The organism is Microbacterium sp. HMWF026, from assembly GCF_003061325.1.
GTDB classification, from domain to species: domain Bacteria; phylum Actinomycetota; class Actinomycetes; order Actinomycetales; family Microbacteriaceae; genus Microbacterium; species Microbacterium testaceum_E.
Genome location: NZ_QAJB01000180.1, coordinates 1 through 19,023, shown reverse-complemented (window position 1 = coordinate 19,023; position 19,023 = coordinate 1). Strand labels below are relative to the sequence as shown.

Here is a 19,023-nt window from a genome sequence, read left to right as displayed (position 1 = left end):
CGGCACGGCCACGGTGCAGGCGATCGTGGCGTCCATCGACTCGCGCTACGACCTCGACGCCCTCACCCACGTCGCCGCCGACCGGCTCGACACCAACGACATCGGTCGCGCGCGACTGCGCCTGGCCGCCGAGCTGCCGCTGGAGCCCTACCGCGACAGCCGCCACGAGGGCTCGTTCCTCGTCATCCATCCGTCCGACGGCGCGACCCTCGCCGCCGGCATCGTGCGCTGACCGGCGCACGACCCACCGCGCGCCAGCCGGCGCGCTCGACCTCGCGCCGACCATCGGCGGGCCCCCACCGCGCCGACCGGCGCACCTCTCACTGCCTACGAAGGAGGCGAACCGTGAAAACACTGCGCACCGCGACCGCGATCACAACCCTGGGACTGATCGCGGCCATGATGACCGGATGCGCCACCGGCGCCGCCGCGAGCGGCAGCGGCGACCAGGGCCCCGCCGAGGAACTGCGTCTCGGCTACTTCGCCAACGTCACGCACGCCCCCGCGCTCGTTGGGCTGCAAGAGGGCCTGTTGCAGGACGCGCTGGGCGACACGAAACTGTCGACCGAGGTGTTCAACGCCGGTCCGGCCGCGATCGAGGCGCTCACGGCGGGGGCGATCGACGCGACCTACATCGGTCCCAACCCGTCGATCAACACCTTCATCCAGTCGGGTGGCGAGTCGGCCCGCATCGTCGCCGGAGCCGCCACGGGCGGGGCGGCGCTGGTCGTGCGCGACGGGATCGACACCCCGGCCGATCTGAAGGGGAAGACCCTCGCCACCCCGCAGCTCGGCAACACGCAGGACGTCGCGCTGCGCGGCTGGCTGAAGAAGCAGGGCTTCGCGACCGACACCTCGGGCGGCGGCGACGTCACGATCACCCCGACCGAGAACGCGCAGACGTTCCAGCTGTTCAAGGACGGCCAGCTCGACGGCGCGTGGCTGCCCGAGCCCTGGGTGTCGCGACTGGTCGTCGACGCCGGCGCGAAGGTGCTCGTCGACGAGGCCGACGAGTGGCCCGACGGACAGTTCCCGACGACGGTGCTGCTGGTGCGCACGGAATTCCTCGACGAGCACCCCGAGACGGTGGCGAAGCTGCTGGCCGGACACGAGGCATCCGTGAAATGGATCTCCGACAACCCCGCTCAGGTCGCCACGGTCGTCAACGCGCAGATCTCGGCCGACACGGGCAAGCCGCTCGCCGACGCCGTCATCACCCGCGCTCTCGAGCACGTCACGTTCTCGGTCGACCCGCACGCCGACACGTTCTCGACCCTGGTCGACAACGGCGTGCAGGCGGGCACGCAGAAGCCGGGGTCGATCGAGGGCCTGTTCGACCTGCGCCTGCTCAACCAGCAGCTCGGCGACGCGCGGGTCTCGGCCGCCGGACTCGGCGAGGAGTGACATGACCACGGCCCGCACCGACGTCCCCGCCGTCGCGACCTCGCCCGCCGTGCGCATCGAGGGCGTGTCCAAGCGCTTCGGTGCGGGCCCGGTCGTCCTCGACGACATCACCCTCGACATCGCCCCCGGTCAGTTCGTGTGCCTGCTCGGCGCCTCGGGCTGCGGCAAGTCGACCCTGCTGAACCTGATCGCGGGCCTCGACCGGCCCACGGCTGGCGCGATCCGGACGCCCGCCGAGGGCTCGGCGGTCATGTTCCAGGAGTCCGCGCTCATGCCCTGGCTCACCGCGCGCCGCAACGTCGAACTGGCGCTGCGGCTGCGCGGTGTCCCGCGCGCACGCCGTCGCGACGAGGCCCTGGCCCTGCTCGACACCGTCAACCTCGCGGATGCCGCCGACAAGCGCCCGCACGAGCTCTCGGGCGGCATGCGCCAGCGCGTCGCGCTCGCCCGCGCCCTCGCCCAGGACCGGCCGGTCCTGCTGATGGACGAGCCGTTCGCCGCCCTGGACGCCATCACCCGCGACCTGCTGCACGAGGAGCTCGAGCGCGTGTGGCGCGCGACCGGTCGCACCATCGTCTTCGTCACCCACAACGTGCGCGAGGCCGTCCGCCTCGGCGAGCGCATCGTGCTGCTCGGCAGCCGGCCGGGACGCGTCGTGGGCGAGTGGCGTACGCGCGACGTCGCCGCACGCGACGCGGGCGCCCTCGCCGCCGACATCACCGACGAACTGCGCAAGGAGATCCGCCGCAATGCCCGCTGACACCGCGACCCGCGCCGACGACCTGCGCAGCCTGGAGGCGGGACTCGACCGCCTGCAGACCACCACCGACGCGGCCACGCCGCGCTGGCGCCGCTGGTCGGCCAGCGTCCTGCCCCCGGTGATCTTCGTCGTCCTCGCCGTCCTGGCGTGGCAGGCGTACATCTGGATCGCCGACCCGCGACCCGACAAGGCGCCGAGCCCCGCGGACGTCGTCGGCGCGCTCGGCTACGCCTGGGACACCGGGCGCCTGCAGGAAGCCGTTCTGACGAGCCTGGAGCGCGGCATCCTGGGCTTCCTCATCGCCATCGTGATCGGGACGCCCATCGGTCTGCTGCTGGCCGAGGTGCGTCCGATCCGTCGCGCGGTCGGCCCCATCGTCTCGGGACTGCAGGTGCTGCCGTCGGTGGCGTGGGTGCCCGCGGCGATCATCTGGTTCGGACTCACGGATGCCACGGCCTACTTCGTCATCCTGATGGGCGCGATCCCCTCGATCGTCAACGGCCTCATCGCCGGCGTCGACCAGGTTCCGCCCCAGCTGCGCCGGGTGGGAACCGTGCTCGGCGCCTCGCGCTGGCAGCTCGCGACCTCGGTGATCCTGCCGGCCGCGCTGCCCGGCTACTTCGCCGGCCTCAAGCAGGGGTGGGCGTTCTCGTGGCGCTCGCTGATGGCGGCCGAGATCATCACCTCGGGCGGCACGATCGGTTTCGGCCTCGGCACGATGCTGCAGCAGACGCGCGACCTCGCCGACCTCGCCGGGGTCCTCGCCACGATCATCGTCATCCTGGGCATCGGCATCCTCATCGAGCTCGCCTTCTTCGGCCCCATCGAGCGTCGGATGCTGCGCGGTCGCGGCCTGCTGCTCTCGGGCGGTGCGAAGTGACCGGGCGGGCGCGTGCCGCAACCGGCACCGTCTGGCTGGTCGGCGCCGGCCCCGGCGACGCGGGACTGCTGACGCTGCGGGGGCTGCGCGCGCTGGAGTCCGCCGACATCATCGTCGCCGACCGCCTGGGCGCGCGCGGCGTGCTCGACGGTCTCGCCGCCGACGGCGTGCACCTGGATGCCGAGGTGATCGACGTGGGAAAGCGGCCCGGCCACCACGCCGTACCGCAGGACGCCATCAACGCCCTTCTCGTGCGCGAGGCGAGGGCCGGTCGCACGGTGGTGCGCCTGAAGGGCGGCGACCCGTACGTGTTCGGCCGCGGCGGCGAGGAACTGTTCGCCTGCCACGAGGCGGGGATCGACGTCCGCGTCGTCCCCGGGGTCACCAGCGCCGTCGCCGTCCCGGCGCTCGCGGGCATCCCCCTCACCCACCGCGGCGTGGCGACGAGCTTCACCGTCGCCACCGCGCACGACCAGATCGCCGACCTCGGCGGGGGACGCGACCACACCGTCGTGCTGCTCATGGGCGTCGGCACGCTCGCGCACTCGGCCCACACCCTCGCCCGGGGCGACCGCGGCGCCGAGTGCCCCGTCGCGATCGTCGAGGACGGGTTCGGCGCGCGCCAGCGCGTCACCGTCGGAACGCTCGCGACCATCGCGGCGCAGGCAGCCGAGCGCGGCGTGCGCTCGCCCGCCGTCGTGGTCGTCGGCGACGTGGTGCGCCTGAGCCCGTACGCACCGGCTGCGCTGGCATCCCTCGATCTCTCTTTCGACCCGCTCGCCGTTCCCCGAAAGGCACCCTCGCTGTGACCGCTTCTTCTCTCGCCTCGCTCCGTGTCGCCATCGTCGGCGCGGGCCCCGCGGGCATCTACGCCGGCAACATCCTCACGCGCGCCGTGACCGACGCCGGCGGCAGCGTCGCCATCGACCTGTTCGACGCACTGCCCGCCCCCTACGGTCTGATCCGCTACGGCGTCGCCCCCGACCACCCGCGCATCAAGGGGATCGTCGATTCGCTGCACGAGATGCTCGACACCGGCGCGACGCGCTTCATCGGCAACGTCGAGGTGGGCCGCGATCTCGGCGTCGACGAGCTGCACGCCCGCTACGACGCCGTGATCCTCGCCACCGGCGCCCTGCGCGATGCGCCCCTCGACATCCCGGGCATCGACCTTGCCGGGTCGTACGGGGCCGCCGACTTCGTCGCCTGGTACGACGGCCACCCCGATGTGCCGCGCGAGTGGCCGCTCGCCGAGCGCGAGGTCGCCGTGATCGGCAACGGCAACGTCGCCCTCGATGTCGCACGCGTGCTCGCCAAGCACGCCGTCGACCTGCGCTCGACCGAGATCGCCGACAACGTGCTGCACGGACTCGAGACATCCGCCGTGACCGACGTGCACGTCTTCGGCCGTCGGGGACCCGCCGACATCAAGTTCACCCCGATCGAGCTACGCGAGCTCGGCGAGGTGCCCAACGTCGACATCGTGGTGCACGACGAGGACTTCGCGGATGCCGACCCCGCCCAGGCGCCGAACAACCAGCTCAAGGTCATGCTGCGGGTGCTCGACAGCTGGCGCACCCGCGCGCGGACCGGAGCGAGCCGCCGCCTGCACCTGCACTTCTACCACTCGCCTCTCGCCGTCCTGGGGACGGGCCGCGTCGAGGGGCTGCGTTTCGAGCGCACCGCGCCCGTCGGCGACGGCACCGTGCGCGGCACCGGCGAGATCCGCGAGATCGCGGTGCAGCAGGTATACCGCGCGGTCGGGTACTTCTCGAGCCCCGTGCCCGGTGCGCCGTTCGACGCGGTGCGCGGCGTCGTCCCGAACGTCGAGGGCCGCGTGGTCGAGGGTTCGGCGACGGTGCCCGGGCTCTACGCGACCGGGTGGATCAAGCGCGGGCCGGTGGGTCTGATCGGGCACACCAAATCGGATGCCATGGAGACCGTCGCCCACCTCGTCGCGGACGTCGAGGCGGGAGCGCTGAGAGCCCCCACGGTGGACGGCGACGTGCTCGACGTTCTCGCCGAACGCGGCGTGGAGTTCACGACGTGGGAGGGCTGGCGCGCTCTCGACGCCCACGAGCGCGCGCTCGGCGCCGCCCATGAGCACACGCGCGAGCGGGTCAAGGTCGTGCCGCGCGAGGAGCAGGTGGCCATCGCCCGCTCCCGCGCACTGGTGCCGTGACCGCGGTCGACGTCGTCGTGGTCGGCGGCGGCCCCGCCGGCCTGTCCGCCGCCCTCAACCTCGCCCGGGCGCGCACCTCGGTGCTGCTCATCGATGCGGGCCGCCCCCGCAACGCGGCGACGCTGCGCTCGCACGGATTCCTCACCCGCGACGGCATCCCGCCGATCGAACTGCGCAAACTCGGCCGCGCCGAACTCGAGGCCTATCCCGACGTGCGGATCGTGGAGCGCGCGCCCGTCACCCGTGTCTTTCGCGACGAGACCGGCTTCGTCATCACGCTCGGAGGGCGCGCAGCCGCCGCTCTCGGCGAGGTGCGCACCCGCGCGGTCGTGCTCGCGACGGGCCTGCGCGAGACGCTGCCCGAGATCCCGAGCCTGCGATCGTTCTACGGCATCACGCTGTTCAGCTGCGCCGCGTGCGACGCGTGGGACCTGCGCGACCGCCCGCTCGCCCTCATCGGCGAGACGCCCGACCTCGCATCCCGTGCGCGCCTGCTGGCGCGATGGACGCCGCACCTCACGGTCTTCACCAACGGCACGGCCGCGGTGGACGCGGTCGACGAAGCCGAGCTCGCGGCATCCGGGATCGCCGTCGACCGACGCGTCATCGCCGACCTCGAGGGCGAACGCGGACGCGTCGCGGCGGTGCGCCTGGCCGATGGCGCGCGCGTCGAGATCGACGGGGGCTTCGTCCGCCCGGTGTGGGACGCCCCGCTCGACGTCGTCGCCGATCTCGCCCCGGACCGGGATGCCGAGGGCCACCTCGTGACGGACCGCTCGGGCCGCACCTCGGTCGCCGGACTCTACGCGGCGGGCGACGTCGCGGCCCCGGGTCCGCAGCAGCTCATCGTGGCGGCGGGCCAGGGCGCGCGCGTGGCGGCGGTGCTGGTGCACGACCTCGTCGGGGTGCGCACCTCGCACTGACGCAGGGCGCGCGACCCGGCGGCTCAGCCGCCCAGCGAACCTGCGTCCGTGCTGCCGACGTCGGTGCGGTGGAAGTTCAGCGACGACCGTGAGGCCGTGGGGCCGCGCTGGCCCTGGTAGCGATTGCCGTAGGGACCGGAGCCGTAGGGGTTCTCGGCGGGCGACGACAGGCGGAAGTAGCAGACCTGCCCGATCTTCATGCCCGGCCACAGCTTGATGGGCAGCGTCGCGACGTTCGACAGTTCAAGGGTGACGTGGCCCGAGAAGCCGGGGTCGATGAACCCCGCCGTGGAGTGCGTGAGCAGTCCCAGACGACCGAGCGACGACTTGCCCTCGAGCCGTGCGGCGACGTCGTCGGGCAGGGTCACCCGCTCGAACGTCGAGCCGAGCGCGAACTCGCCCGGGTGCAGGATGAACGGCTCGTCGGGCTCGACCTCGATGAGGCGCGTCAGCTCGGGCTGATCCTCGGCCGGGTCGATGAAGGGGTACTTGTGGTTGTCGAACAGCCGGAAGTACCGGTCGAGTCGCACGTCGACGCTCGAGGGCTGCACCATCGCCGGATCGAACGGATCGAGGCCGAGGCGGCCGTCGTCGAGGTGGGCCCGGATGTCGCGATCGGAGAGCAGCACGGCATCAGCCTAGGGGCGCCGCCGGTCGCCCCGCCTCCCCGCCTCGCACCGCCCCGGGTCGGGCGAGCCCTCGTGCGTTCGCCCAACCCGGGCGGGTTCGCTGAGACCGCAGGCCTTCGCCGAGCCCGCATGCGCGGGGGCGCGTCCGCGTACGGCCTCGTCGAGGGTGTGCGGTTTCGATCCCGGATGCCGAGGGCACCCTGTTATGCTGGCCGGGTTGCCGCAAGGCTCCGGGGCTGTAGTTCAATGGCAGAACTTCTGCTTCCCAAGCAGACAGCGCGGGTTCGATTCCCGTCAGCCCCTCCACTATCACTTCCTGAACGAGGCCAGAAAATCCGCAGTCAGGTCAGGCTGTCGTGATCAAGGCTGAGGTTGGCGTTTCTCCATGCAAGTGCACCGGGGATCCTGTCGGCTTATAAGCGGGCGCGATATTTCTGTGGCCCTGCCGCATGGCAACGGGGAGTCGATATCGACAAACAACTCCCCGCCGGAAAGCGTCATTGAGGCCCCGTCGACACATGTGAACGATGCGAGGCTCCTTCATCCCCGAGGCCCTGGCTTCATAGGTTCGCGAGGCATCTGTGCACGCTTCGACGCCTTCGGGCGCCCGCGCGCTATCCCCGATCGCCGCCGGAAAGACTGCGTCGATGCGCAGAGGCTTCTGGGTTGGCGGCGTAGAGGAGGGGCTCGCCGTCCAAGTAGCGGCGCACATCCTCCGCAACGATGCGAGCAGCATTCAAGGCGGTCGCCTTGCTCGCGCCAGCGAGGTGCGGGGTCATGACGATGTTGGGTGTGGTGAGCAGACGCGAGGAAGCGGGGATGGGTTCCTCGGGGAAGACGTCGAATGCGGCGCCGAACAGGTGCCCGGAGTCCAACGCGTCACAGAGGGCGTCGTAGTCGAGCAGCGCGCCGCGCGCGCAGTTGACGATGACCGCCCCTGGTGAGAGTGCTGCGATCTGGTCGCGACCCATCATCCCGGTCGTTTCCGGGGTGACTCGCGCGTGGAGTGTGATGATGGATGAGCGGGCAAGAAGGTCATCGAAGCCAACCGCGCGGGCGTGAGACCCGAGCTGGTCTTGGTCCACGTAGGGGTCGAACACCAACACCTCCGCGCCGAAGCCGTTCAGCATGCGGGTGACGCGACGGCCGATGGCTCCGTACCCGACGAGGCCCACGGTCGCTCCTTCGAGCTCGGGGCCGACGTTCTCGTATCGGTAGTAGTCGCCGCGCCAGACGCCAGCGTTGAGGTCGGCGTTGGTCTGCGGGATACGCCGCATCGCGGACAGCATCATGGCGAGCGTATGCTCGGCGGTGGCTTCCGCGTTACGGCCCGGGGCCGAGGTGACAGTCACACCGTGCGCTGTCGCCGCCTCCAGGTTGACGTTGACGGGCCCGCCTCGGCTGACGCAGACGAGGCGCAAGTCCGGGGACGCGGCGATTACCCGCTCTGTGAAGGGTGCCATCTGCGTGACGCACACCTCGACGCCGCGCAGCGCCTCGATGAGGCGGTCCTCATCGCCGGACGCCTCGATGACTTCCCCGATGGGGCCGAAGGGCACGTCCGGCCAAGGGAGGGTGTGATGGGTGACGTCCAGGGAGGCCGCGGGGATGACTGAGGTCAGGGCGTCCTGGAGAAGGCTGTCGAGCACGAAATTGTCGCCGGCGGTGAGCACTCGCGTAGTCATGGGGGTCCTTTCGATTGGAGATCGACGTTTAGCCGACCGGCGTGGGAGGTGCATTCAGCGTGAGAAGCGCTGCTCGACGGGTGGAAGGAGTGAAGTCGATCTCGGTGATGGTGCAGTTGCCTAGCGCGGGGAAGATGCGCCGGTATTCGTCCAGCGGTACCCCCACGAGTGCGCACAGGGCGAGACGGATGACGGTGGTGTGGGCGACGACGAGGGTGAGACCGGTGGGGTCCGCGTCCGACAGGTCGGCGAGGCCGTCGATGAAGCGTTCCGCGGCCGAGGCGGGGTCTTCACCGCCGGGCAAGGGGCTCGTCGCCGGTCGCGCACGGAAGGAGGCGGCGGCGTCGGGGAAGGTGGCCTCCATCTCCGAGATCGTCAGCCCCTCGCCGCGTCCGAAGTCGATCTCGACGAGGCGCGGGTCCGTACCAGGGGTGAGGCGGGTCGTCTCGGCACTGAGGGCGGCCGTCCTGATCGCACGTCGGAGGGTGGAGGAAGCGATGGAGGTCACACCCGCCGAGGACGCCCAGGCCGCGAGGTCACGACCTTGCGCTACTCCCGTTTCGGTGAGGTCGATGTCACTGCGTCCGGCATAGCGGTTTTCGTCGTGCCAGACGGTTTGGCCGTGACGGGCGAGTGCGATGCGGGTCATGTGCGTGCCATTCCGGTGAGGGCGATGCGGGCGACGTGGGCGGGGAGCCAGCCGAGGCGCTCGAGATGTCGGACGAACGTTTCGTAGCTCGCCTGATACCGCGCACCAGCTTCGGGAGCTGCATGGATGCGTTCGCGGACGACGACCATGCTGTCCGCGGCCGTGGCGAGCGAGCGCTGAGATGCCGCCGCGAGCACTGCCATCCCGAGGGCGGGCTCCGCGTTCGCCGTCAGTGTCGCGTCTCGTCCGTTCACATCTGCGCGAAGCTGATTCCACAGCCGGTTTCGGGTTCCCCCGCCGGTCAGGATCCAGGGCCCATCGGTCGACGCGCCGAGTGAGCGCAGGTACTCGAAGCTCAGACGTTCCACGAACGCCAACCCCAGCAGCAGCGCCCCGAATTCGTCGACGTCATCGACGGGAGACCCGAGAGTGAACGAGTGAGCACCCGGGGCGGCGAAGGGGAAGCGTTCGCCGGGTGTCGCGAGGGGGTATGTGACGACGTCCGGGTTGAGCCCGCGACGGGCAAGTGCGTTCTCCAGCTGGCCCAGGTCTGCCCCGCCGAAGCGCGCGGAGATGACACCCGCCCCGCTGCTGGAGGCGCCTCCCGGCAGCCACCCTCCGTCGGGGCCACGATGCGAGTAGACCACTCCGAGGGGATCCCTCACCGGCGAGCTCGACACCCCTTTGAGAATGAGCGTGGTACCCAGGACGGAGTTCCAGCTACCCGGCGTGATGGCGCCGGCTCCCAGCTGGGCCGCGCACCCGTCCGTGGCGCCCGAGATGACGACGGTGCCGGCGGGCAGCCCCGTCTGCTCTGCGGCGCCCGCGCTGACGACACCCAGCGGCCGGCCGGACCGCACCAGCGGCGGCAGCAGTGAATCGTCGATCCCCAGCGCGTCCATGACGTCCGAGGGCCACTGCTCTCCGGCAAGGTCTGCACCGGTCTTTAACGCGCTGCTGAGGTCGCTCGCGGCGAGCTCGCCGATGAGGCGACGGTTGATGAAGTCACTTTGGTGCTGGACCCGAAGGCCGGCGGTGTCGCGCCCCCGGAGAAGATGCACCAGGGTCGGCAGCGCCCACGTAGGCTGCATCCGCTGATAACCCAGCGACTCCCACAGCGCGCCACCCGCCTCATTGACGGCATCGACGGCGTCCGCGCCTCGGGCGTCGTCGTACATGATGCCCTCGGTGACAGGGACGCCGCTCGCGTCGGTCAGGAGAATCGTCCCCGAGGTGGCGTCGACGGCGACGGCGCGGACACGATCCGGGGGCACCGTCGCCATGGCAGTGCGAGTCGCATCGACGACGGCGTCCCACCACTGGTCGGGGTCCTGCTCGTGTCGTCCGGATTCTCGGTGGCTCGTCAAAGCGGAGGAGCCGCTGCCGTGAATGCGCCCGTCATCGTCCACTGCGACGCATCGAACGCTTTGGGTGCCCAGATCGATCCCGACCCAGATGTCTGCCTCGGAGCTCATGTGGCACTCGAAGCGGAGGACCGGACGCGCTCGCGCAGTTGTGCGGACCGTTTCCAGGTTCGGGAGAGATCTTCGCGGGCGGCGAGGAAGTCGTCGTACAGCGTCTCGTACAAGGCGGCAGCGTCCGGATCGGGCTCGAAAATGTCCCGGACCCGGACGTAGTAGTCCGCAACCGCAGCGATGCTGTCGGCCCCACCGGTTGCGACGAGGCCTAGGAGGAATGCACCTTTCGCGCCCACCTCCGTGTCGGCCGACCGGATGACTGGAATGCCGGTGACGTCGGCGATCAGCTGCAACCAGAGGCCGTTGGCGGCACCACCTCCGCAGACGCGGAGTTCGCTGGGACGCACCGGCGCCGCCGCCAGGCAGTCGCGGATGACGAAAGTCAGCCCCTCCAGCACGGCGCGTGCGATGTGCTCCCGACCGTGTTCGAGAGACAAGCCGACGAAGGATCCGCGCGCGTTCCCCGCGAGGAACGGTGCCCGCTCGCCAGCGGGTGAGAGGTAGGGGAGGAACTGCAGCCCGTCCGCTCCGCGGGGCGCCTGGGAGGCGAGGGTCGTGACCTCAGCAGGGTGGTCGAGGCCCAGGGCCGTGCATGCCCACTGCACGACCTCCCCGCCGGCGAGCGTCGGGAACGCCGCGAGATACATGCCCGGAACGCCCAGCGGAATGGTGAGTCCGGTGGAGCGTTCTTCGACGCGGGTGCGGTCGGTGACGATCTCGGTGCACAGTGTCGTGCCCAGGATGCTGCATGCCTGCCCGGCGTTCACCGCCCCCATACCGATGGAGGTGGAGGCGATGTCGTAGGACGACAGGACGACGGGGAGGCCTTCGGACAGCCCCAGCTCGTGCGCGGCGCGAGCGGACAACGCGCTCGTCCGGTCCGTGTCGTCGAGGAGAGGGGGGAAGAGGCGCCGCGCCCAGGGCATGTCGTACATCGCGAACAGCTCGTCGGAGTACGTCAGCGTCGTTACGTCCATGAACGGTGCCGCCCCATCCGACCGGTCGACGGCCCGCCGGTCGGTGAGCTGGAAGAACAACCACCCACCGCAGGTCAGGGTCGAGGACGAGCGGGCGAGTCGTTCCGGATCGTTCTGTTGCATCCACGTGAGGATGGCGTTCGGCAGCCCGGGGAACGTCTGAGATCCGTTGATGGCGAATGCACGCTCAAGGGTGCCCTCAGCCTGCCAGCCCGCGACGATGTCGGCCGCGCGCGCGTCGTTCCAGAGAATGGCCGGGCCTGTCGGGCGGCCTGCGTTATCGACGAGCCAGCTGCCGTCGCCCTGCGCCGTCAACGCGATGTAGTCGATCTCGGCGTTGAGCTTGCGGTGTACGCCTCGTACCGCGAAGACGACCGCGTCCCAGACGGCCAGCATGTCTTGCTCGGCCCAGCCGGATCGAGGGTGCAGCACCGTGGTGGCCTGTCGGACCACCACGACCTCGTTGCCTTCTTCGTCGTAGCCGACGGCCTTGATCATGGTGGTTCCCGCATCAACGGCGATGACGGCCATCTGTTCTCCTTCTGCGTCGAGAGGGAGGCAAGCGACGCGCATCTGCGCGCGTCGCCGGGTCCTCCATCCGTCGAGTCGAGTCCGCCGAACGCGGCATCAAGCCCGATGATGAGAACTATAACAACTTAGCTGTTAAAAAATGCAAGCTCTTCGTGAGAACGGCGTCAGTCTGCCGCGACGTGCACCGTGGCCACTTCCGCGATCTCCGCCCGAACGTCGGCGGGGACGTCATCCGTGACGATGACGTCGGTGAAGTCCGAGACCGGGACGAATCGGTGCAGCGACGTCTGGCCAACCTTCGATCCATCCATCAACAGCACCCGGCGTCGACCGGTCTGAAGCATCACGCGCTTCATGCTGACAACGTCCTGTTCCTGGTGATACGTCCATCTGCCGTCCATCGTCGACGTGGATTGGAAAGCGATGTCGGCGGCGTAGGCGTTGAGGTTGGTCTGATCGGGCGGGCCGATGAAGGAGTCGTGGGTGCGAGAGTAGGTGCCTCCGATCACGATGACGTTCACTTCGGAGGCGTCCTTCAGGGCCTCCAGAACCTGTCGATAGTTGGAGAGCACCGTCAGGGGCGCCACGTCGGGCAGCATTCGTGCGAGCGCGAGAACCGTCGTGGAGTCATCGAGCATGACCGCCATCCCGGGCTCCACCAGCGTGAGAGCGACACGAGCGAGGGCCGCCTTCTCGGCGACCGAGCGCTGCAGACGGAAGTCCGAACTGGACTCGAACACACTCGTCGGCAGCGCGCTCACGCCACCATGGAATTTGCGCACGAGCCGGCGCGCGGCGAGATCGTCCAGATCGCGGTGGACGGTCATCAAGCTGCGCCCGGTAAGGCTGGCCAGGTCCGTCGCCGTCGCGGTGCCGGCTCGGAGGATGAAGTCCAGGATGGTCCGCTGACGTTCTTCTCGCGTGATTTGCGCGCTCATCGCAACCTCCTTGGTGCAACACGGTACAGACCGACTCCGCGTTGGAGCCACCCGGCGCCGCCGAGGCTTACAGCCGGATAACGATGCAATGGTTATTTTTCACATTTGACTTGACGGTTTTAACGTTCCCGGTGCTAACATCCCGTCACAGCCGACGTGAAGCGTCTCGCTCAGCGGCTCACCACACGACGCGCTTGTGCGCTGAGGACTCAACGAGGAGATTTCATGAACCACTCTCACGCGCTTCGCGCTTTGCCCCGAGCCCTGGCCATCGGCGCCGTCGCGGCTGCCGCCATCGGCCTCGCTGGCTGTGCGGGTGGAGGAGCGTCCTCCGGGGGCGACGCGGCGGGCGGCAAAGTCGCCTTCCTCATGCCCGACCTCGCCTCCACTCGGTACGAACAGCAGGACTCCCCGCTTTTCCAGGCGAAGATGAAGGAACTGTGCCCGGACTGCGAGGTCATCTATCAGAACGCCGACTCCGACCCCGAGAAGCAGCAGCAGCAGGCTGACGCCGCGATGACGCAGGGCGTCAAAGCCATCGTCCTCGACGCCGTCGACACGAAGGCCGCCGCCGCCATCGTGGTGAGCGCCAAGTCGCAGAACATCCCGATCATCACGTACGACCGTCCCATCGTGGACACCCCCGCCGATTACTACGTCTCCTTCGACAACGAGGGCATCGGCAAGATGATCTCCGAATCCCTGGTGGAGAAGCTCAAGGCGGACGGCGCCACCGGAGGCGTTCTGATCGTCGGCGGGTCGCCGACCGATGACGCAGCTCAGCTCATCAAGAAGGGCATCAACGCCGGCGTGGAAGGAAGCGGCTTCGACGTCCTGGCCAGCTACGACACCCCCGAGTGGGACCCGCAGAAGGCTCAGGACTGGGTGAGCGGTCAGATCACACAGTTCGGCAGCAAGATCTCCGGCATCGTCGCCGCCAACGACGGCACCGGTGGCGGGTCCATCGCAGCCCTTAAAGCCGCCGGGGTCACACCGCTGCCGCTCGTGACGGGTAACGACGCGGAGATCGCCGCCATTCAGCGCATCATCGCGGGCGATCAGTACAACACAATTTCCAAGCCGATCAAGACCGTCGCGGATGCGGCCGCCGAGGCCGCCTACGGGTTCATCTCCGGAAACCGCCCGCAGGGCGAGACGACCCTCTTCGACACCCCCGCGCAGCTTTTCACGCCGGAGATCGTCACGTCCGAGAACGTGAAGGAGATCATCTTCGACGGTGGCATCTACACCGCCGACCAGGTGTGCACGGACGCCTACGCGAGCGCCTGCTCGGCCCTCGGCATCAAGTGATGCCCCGGGGGCGCCGCTCCGTAGCGGCGCCCCCGTCTTCTTCCCCCTCGAATGCAAAAAGAGAGGTCCACCGTGACAACCGCCGCCTCAGGACCCCAAGGTGTCGCCACGTCGACTCCCAACATCCACACCGTGCTCTCCATGCGAGGCATCACCAAGAACTTCGGCGCCGTCGCCGCTCTCACCGATGTCAACCTCGAAGTCTCCTCCAGCGAGATCGTCGCCGTCGTCGGTGACAACGGCGCCGGAAAGTCCACCCTCGTCAAGGTGCTCTCCGGCGTCCACACGCCCACCTCCGGTTCCATCGTCTTCGCCGGCGACGAGGTCAACATCTCCTCCCCCACCGACGCGCTGAACCGCGGCATCGCGACCGTCTTCCAGGACCTCGCACTGTGCGACAACCTCGACGTCGTTCAAAACCTCTTCCTCGGCCAGGAGCTGAAGAAGCTGCGCCTGGACGAGGTGTCCATGGAGGTCCGCGCGTGGGAGCTGATGCGTCAACTCTCGGCGAAGATCCCCTCGGTGCGCATCCCCATCGCGTCGCTGTCGGGTGGTCAACGTCAAACCGTCGCCATCGCCCGCTCACTGCTCGGAGACCCGAAGCTGATCATCCTCGATGAGCCCACCGCGGCCCTCGGCGTCGCACAGACCGCCGAGGTACTCAATCTCGTCGAACGACTGCGCGAGCAGGGCCTGGGCGTAATCATGATCAGCCACAACATGGCGGACGTCATGGCCGTCGCCGACCGTGTCGTCGTTCTTCGCCTCGGACGTAACAACGGCGAATTCGCCGTCAAGGACACCAACTCGGAAGAGATCATCGCCGCCATCACCGGCGCCACCGACAACGTCGTCAGCCGTCGTGCCGGTGCATCCACACCCGCAGAGACCCGTTGACCGGAGCGACACAATGACCGCCACCACCCCAGCCGTCCCCACCGACCGTCAGGATGAGCGTCTGCGCTCCTCCTCCGGCTTCCGCGGGTCCATCGTCTCCGCTGTCGAACGCGTCAGAAGCGGCGACCTCGGCCTGCTCCCCGTCATCCTCGGGCTCGCCGTCATCTGGACCATCTTCCAGATCCTCAACCCCTTCTTCCTCTCCAGCGCGAACCTGAGCAACCTGCTCATGCAGTCCGCACCCATCGGCATCCTTGCCCTGGGCATCGTCTGCGTACTCCTGGTCGGTGAAATCGACCTCTCCGTCGGTTCGGTGTCAGGTCTTGCCGCCGCCATCATGGCCGTCAACTTCGTCGGCAACGGCTGGCCTATCGCGCTCGCCCTCCTCGTCGCCGTGCTCGCGGCCGTCGTCATCGGCTTCGTCTACGGCCAGATTTACACCCGGTTGGGTGTCCCCTCCTTCGTCATCACCCTCGCCGGCCTCCTGGGATTCCTCGGCCTGCAGCTCTTCGTGCTCGGCCCCACCGGCACCGTCAACCTGCCCTTCGACTCGTTCCTGGTCTACTTCGGACAACTGGCATTCGTGCCCGCACCTGTTGGATATGCCCTGGCCGTGGTCGCCGGAGCATCGCTGTTCCTCACCTGGTTCAGCCGCGCCAGGGCTCGGCGCAAGGCTGGACTGTCCGCGCAATCCACGGGTTCGATCCTGCTTGCCGCCATCGCCCTCACCGCTGCGCTCGCCCTGGTGGTGCTGTATCTGTACCAAGCCCGCGGCATCGGATGGATGTTCGTTTTCTTCGTCGCACTCGTGCTGATCATGAATTACGCACTCACCCGGACGTCCTGGGGGCGTGCCGTCTACGCCGTCGGCGGCAATCGCGAGGCGGCGAGGCGCTCGGGCATCAACGTGCGCGCGACCTACATCTCCGTCTTCGTCCTTTGCTCCACCTTCGCCGCCGTGGGCGGCCTGCTCGCCGCGGGGCGACTGGCAGCGGCGGGACAGCAAAGCGGTGGCGGCGACATCAATCTGAACGCCATCGCCGCCGCGGTGATCGGTGGAACGAGCCTGTTCGGAGGACGCGGCTCCGCATTCGCGGCGCTTCTGGGCATCCTGGTCATTCAGTCCATCTCGAGCGGTCTGACCTTGTTGAACCTGGATTCCTCCATCCGCTTCATGGTCACCGGCGCCGTCGTCCTCATCGCCGTGGCGCTGGATGCCATCGCTCGGCGTTCACGCAGCTCCCACGGAAGAGCCTGACGACACAACCGACAGCGAAGGCGGGGTTTCGCGGTTGCGCGCGGGGCCCCGCCTCGGCCGTTCACCGGCCAGGCCTGCAGCGCCCCACACCGTTGCGTCATGAAGCCTCTCCACACACCCCGTCACGCTTGCTGCGACCCTGACCGGCTCTCTCATGTCCCGGCCCCACCGTTCGACCCAGGCGCTCCTGGTCGGCCGTATATTGTGTGGTCCGCTTGCTGCGGGTCTTATCAGCCCAACGAAACCCGCAAGCTCTCTGCCCACCTCGCAGTCGGATGAACATTTCCAGGTGCGTAATCCGACGTCGCCGTAAAGCGAACTGCTCGTCGCCCACGACCGCTTGGAGGGACCCTCCGATTCATACCGCGTACATCGTTCCGTCGTCCGAGAGCCGCATGACCTCTCCACCTTGCCTCACGAAAGGTGCAAACGGCCCTCTCACCGCGGGGAAGTTCGAGAGGGCGGTTATCCGAAATGCGGTCCTTCAGCCCGCGACCACCTCGGCGCTCGTCACCACCGTCGCGCCCGCTCCGCTCAGCGCGGCGAGGAACGCGGTGTGCACGGTCCGCCCGTCCACCTCGACGCCGTCATGTGCCAGGTCGGGGGCTGCGCAGGCGTCGCCGACGACCGTCACGTCGTAGCCCAGGTCGATCGCGGCGCGGACAGTGGCATCCACGCACATGCTCGTCATCATGCCGGCGACAAGCAGGGGCCGATCGCCCAGGGCGCGCAGGCGGTCGTCGAGGTCGGTGCCGACGAACGAGTTGGGCGCGTGCTTGACGATCAGGGTCTCGTCCGCCGTCGGAGCGACGCGGAAGTCGATCTCGGCGCCGTCCGTGTCGACCTCGAGAAAGCCGCCGCCCGCGGGACTTTCGTGACGCACGTGGATCACGGGCGCGCCCTGCCGCCGCTGCCACGACAGAACCTTCTCGGCCGCGTCGGCCGCGGCATCCGGTCCGACGAGCGGATGCCGACCCCCGGGGAAGTAGTCGCGTTGGATGTCGATGATCACGAGCACGGGTTGCATGCTCTCGAGTTTGACCCCCGTCGACGGCGACCGCGAGGGGTTGCTCGCGGACGACACGCTCAACTGCGCAGGTGCGAGGCGCCGTTGAGGTCGAGGATCGCTCCCGACGCCCACTGCGAGCGCGGCGAGCTGAGGTACACCACGGCATCCGCCACCTCTTCGGGCGTCGCGACGCGACCGAAGGGACTCTGATCCCGGATGCCGTCACCCTCGGTCCCGGTGAGCTTCTGCTGCTGCCGGTCGGTGCCGACGAACCCCGGCGCGACGCTCGTGACGGCGATACCGTGCGGGGCGAGCGCGATCGCGAGGGACTGCCCCATCGCGTGCAGGCCGGCCTTGGCGGCACCGTACGCGGGGAACTCAGGCTCGCCGCGGAAAGCGCCGCGCGAGCCGACGTTGACGATCGATCCCGGCAGCCCGCGGTCGATGAGGGACCGCGCGACGAGGAACGTCATGTTCGCCGGGGCGCGCAGGTCGACGTCGACCATGCGCTCCCATGTGCGGTGCCACGTCTCGTAATCCGCGGTCGCGATGGGGTGCGAGGTCTCGGCGTTCGGCGCGATCGCGGCGTTGTTGACGAGCACGTCGATGCGACCGAGGGCGGCGAGCGCCTCGTCCACCACGCGCTCGGCCTCGGCGGGGTCGGACAGGTCGCCCCCGACGAGGACGTGACCCTCGCCGCGCAGGAGCGCGAGGGTCTCTTCGGCGGCGGAGCGGTCGGAGCCGTAGTGCACGGCGACACGGTCGCCCCGTGCGCTGAGCGCGACGGCGATCGCGCGCCCGATACCGCGCGAGGCGCCGGTGACGAGGGAGCAGAGCATGGGTCCATCCTGGCGGGCGGGGGGCCGTGCGGAGTGGCGGCGCGGCGGTGAACGCTCCCCCCGGAGTCGGACACGGGACGCGGGCCCACCGCGGTCGAATGCGCCCCTGGACTTGAGGGACCAGAGCCCCCGAGCGTCCGGGCGACGCCGCGAAACGGCGGGTCGCCCGGACTGACCGGGGCTCACGCAGCGGGGCGATGAACCGGTCGCGTCCGCTGCGGAGCACCCACGCTAGGCCGCGGTGCGCCGGCGAGGGTGGGCTTGACGAGCTCCCCCCGCCGGTGCGGGGGGGGTCAGGCGCGGGTGAAACCGTCGAGGTCGGGGTCCCAGAAGGCATCCGGGTTGTCGGTGTCGATCGTCTGCTCGTGGGCGATGGCGGGCGCCTGCGGAAAACGCTTGTGCTGACGCAGCTCTTCGGCCGCCCAGGCGAAGTCGGGCTCGTCGCCGGTCCAGTCGTCGGCCGGGGCGCTGAGCACGTCGTTGCCGACGCCGATCACCAGCTCGGCCTCCTCGGTGTCTCCGGTGGTGGTGACGATCGGGATGCTGACCGCTTCGGCCTGCCCGTCGGCAGCGATGGAGGCGGTGAGCTGCACAAGCGCCTCCGCCACGTCATCGGTCGTGGTCACGGTCTCGCCGGCGTAGGTCACACATCTCATGGGCTCAGCCTGGGGGG

The 19,023-nt window shown here is 69.3% G+C and carries 18 protein-coding genes, 1 tRNA gene and 1 pseudogene; 11 read left to right on the top strand and 9 right to left on the bottom strand.

The genetic code is table 11. The features are described from left to right. From DBR36_RS07695 to DBR36_RS07665, 7 genes and pseudogenes are all read left to right on the top strand, one after another. A pseudogene (locus DBR36_RS07695) lies at positions 1–232 on the top strand (sulfate adenylyltransferase); the annotation flags it as partial. A gap of 113 nt (positions 233–345) precedes the next feature. Beyond that, entirely contained in the window at positions 346–1,404 is a 1,059-nt protein-coding gene (locus tag DBR36_RS07690) for an ABC transporter substrate-binding protein (RefSeq protein WP_375136065.1), read from the top strand. Between the two features lies 1 nt (position 1,405). Beyond that, positions 1,406–2,164, top strand: a complete 759-nt coding sequence (locus tag DBR36_RS07685; RefSeq protein ID WP_108318291.1) for an ABC transporter ATP-binding protein — start codon at positions 1,406–1,408, stop codon at positions 2,162–2,164. Further along, on the top strand, positions 2,154–3,044 hold the full coding sequence (locus DBR36_RS07680; protein ID WP_108318290.1) for an ABC transporter permease: 891 nt from the start codon (positions 2,154–2,156) through the stop codon (positions 3,042–3,044). The genes DBR36_RS07685 and DBR36_RS07680 overlap by 11 nt, the downstream gene beginning before the upstream one ends. Beyond that, complete coding sequence (gene cobA / locus DBR36_RS07675; protein ID WP_108318289.1) at positions 3,041–3,853, top strand: uroporphyrinogen-III C-methyltransferase; 813 nt, start codon at positions 3,041–3,043, stop codon at positions 3,851–3,853. Before DBR36_RS07680 ends, cobA begins: the two co-directional genes overlap by 4 nt. Beyond that, the gene (locus DBR36_RS07670; RefSeq protein ID WP_108318288.1) at positions 3,850–5,226 is read left to right on the top strand and encodes an FAD-dependent oxidoreductase; all 1,377 of its coding nucleotides are present in this window, start codon (positions 3,850–3,852) and stop codon (positions 5,224–5,226) included. Before cobA ends, DBR36_RS07670 begins: the two co-directional genes overlap by 4 nt. Next, complete coding sequence (locus DBR36_RS07665) at positions 5,223–6,149, top strand: NAD(P)/FAD-dependent oxidoreductase (RefSeq protein ID WP_108318287.1); 927 nt, start codon at positions 5,223–5,225, stop codon at positions 6,147–6,149. Before DBR36_RS07670 ends, DBR36_RS07665 begins: the two co-directional genes overlap by 4 nt. Positions 6,150–6,172: 23 nt before the next feature. On the opposite strand, the gene dcd is transcribed toward DBR36_RS07665, so the two are convergent. Then, positions 6,173–6,778: a dCTP deaminase gene (dcd, locus tag DBR36_RS07660; RefSeq protein WP_108318286.1), complete on the bottom strand. Its 606-nt coding sequence runs from the start codon at positions 6,776–6,778 to the stop codon at positions 6,173–6,175. 232 nt (positions 6,779–7,010) lie between these two features. Here dcd and DBR36_RS07655 point away from each other — a divergent pair. Continuing rightward, positions 7,011–7,084: transfer RNA gene (locus tag DBR36_RS07655), tRNA-Gly, on the top strand. Between the two features lie 308 nt (positions 7,085–7,392). Here DBR36_RS07655 and DBR36_RS07650 read toward each other — a convergent pair. The 5 genes from DBR36_RS07650 to DBR36_RS07630 all read right to left on the bottom strand — a co-directional run bounded on the left by DBR36_RS07650 (position 7,393) and on the right by DBR36_RS07630 (position 13,036). Continuing rightward, the gene (locus tag DBR36_RS07650) at positions 7,393–8,451 is read right to left on the bottom strand and encodes a 2-hydroxyacid dehydrogenase (protein ID WP_219927633.1); all 1,059 of its coding nucleotides are present in this window, start codon (positions 8,449–8,451) and stop codon (positions 7,393–7,395) included. A gap of 40 nt (positions 8,452–8,491) precedes the next feature. Next, a complete protein-coding gene (locus DBR36_RS07645; RefSeq protein ID WP_108318284.1) occupies positions 8,492–9,112 on the bottom strand; it encodes a histidine phosphatase family protein in 621 nt (206 codons plus the stop codon). Further along, entirely contained in the window at positions 9,109–10,587 is a 1,479-nt protein-coding gene (locus tag DBR36_RS07640) for an FGGY-family carbohydrate kinase (protein WP_108318283.1), read from the bottom strand. The genes DBR36_RS07645 and DBR36_RS07640 overlap by 4 nt, the downstream gene beginning before the upstream one ends. Further along, positions 10,584–12,098, bottom strand: coding sequence for an FGGY-family carbohydrate kinase (locus DBR36_RS07635; protein ID WP_108318282.1), 1,515 nt, complete (start codon positions 12,096–12,098; stop codon positions 10,584–10,586). Before DBR36_RS07635 ends, DBR36_RS07640 begins: the two co-directional genes overlap by 4 nt. A 164-nt stretch (positions 12,099–12,262) precedes the next feature. Then, the gene (locus tag DBR36_RS07630) at positions 12,263–13,036 is read right to left on the bottom strand and encodes a DeoR/GlpR family DNA-binding transcription regulator (protein ID WP_108318281.1); all 774 of its coding nucleotides are present in this window, start codon (positions 13,034–13,036) and stop codon (positions 12,263–12,265) included. Between the two features lie 225 nt (positions 13,037–13,261). Here DBR36_RS07630 and DBR36_RS07625 point away from each other — a divergent pair, with 225 nt between their 5' ends. From DBR36_RS07625 to DBR36_RS07615, 3 genes are all read left to right on the top strand, one after another. Next, positions 13,262–14,347, top strand: a complete 1,086-nt coding sequence (locus DBR36_RS07625) for a sugar ABC transporter substrate-binding protein (RefSeq protein ID WP_108318280.1) — start codon at positions 13,262–13,264, stop codon at positions 14,345–14,347. A gap of 141 nt (positions 14,348–14,488) precedes the next feature. Beyond that, complete coding sequence (locus tag DBR36_RS07620) at positions 14,489–15,244, top strand: ATP-binding cassette domain-containing protein (RefSeq protein ID WP_258222616.1); 756 nt, start codon at positions 14,489–14,491, stop codon at positions 15,242–15,244. A 13-nt stretch (positions 15,245–15,257) separates the two neighbouring features. Continuing rightward, positions 15,258–16,502, top strand: coding sequence for a sugar ABC transporter permease (locus DBR36_RS07615; protein ID WP_108318278.1), 1,245 nt, complete (start codon positions 15,258–15,260; stop codon positions 16,500–16,502). A 484-nt stretch (positions 16,503–16,986) separates the two neighbouring features. On the opposite strand, the gene DBR36_RS07610 is transcribed toward DBR36_RS07615, so the two are convergent. The 3 genes from DBR36_RS07610 to DBR36_RS07600 all read right to left on the bottom strand — a co-directional run. Next, complete coding sequence (locus DBR36_RS07610; RefSeq protein WP_108318292.1) at positions 16,987–17,529, bottom strand: cysteine hydrolase family protein; 543 nt, start codon at positions 17,527–17,529, stop codon at positions 16,987–16,989. A 59-nt stretch (positions 17,530–17,588) separates the two neighbouring features. Next, entirely contained in the window at positions 17,589–18,350 is a 762-nt protein-coding gene (locus tag DBR36_RS07605) for an SDR family NAD(P)-dependent oxidoreductase (protein ID WP_108318277.1), read from the bottom strand. 293 nt (positions 18,351–18,643) lie between these two features. Next, positions 18,644–19,023 (bottom strand): hypothetical protein (locus DBR36_RS07600; protein WP_258222615.1); only part of this gene is annotated, 380 nt, incomplete at its 5' end.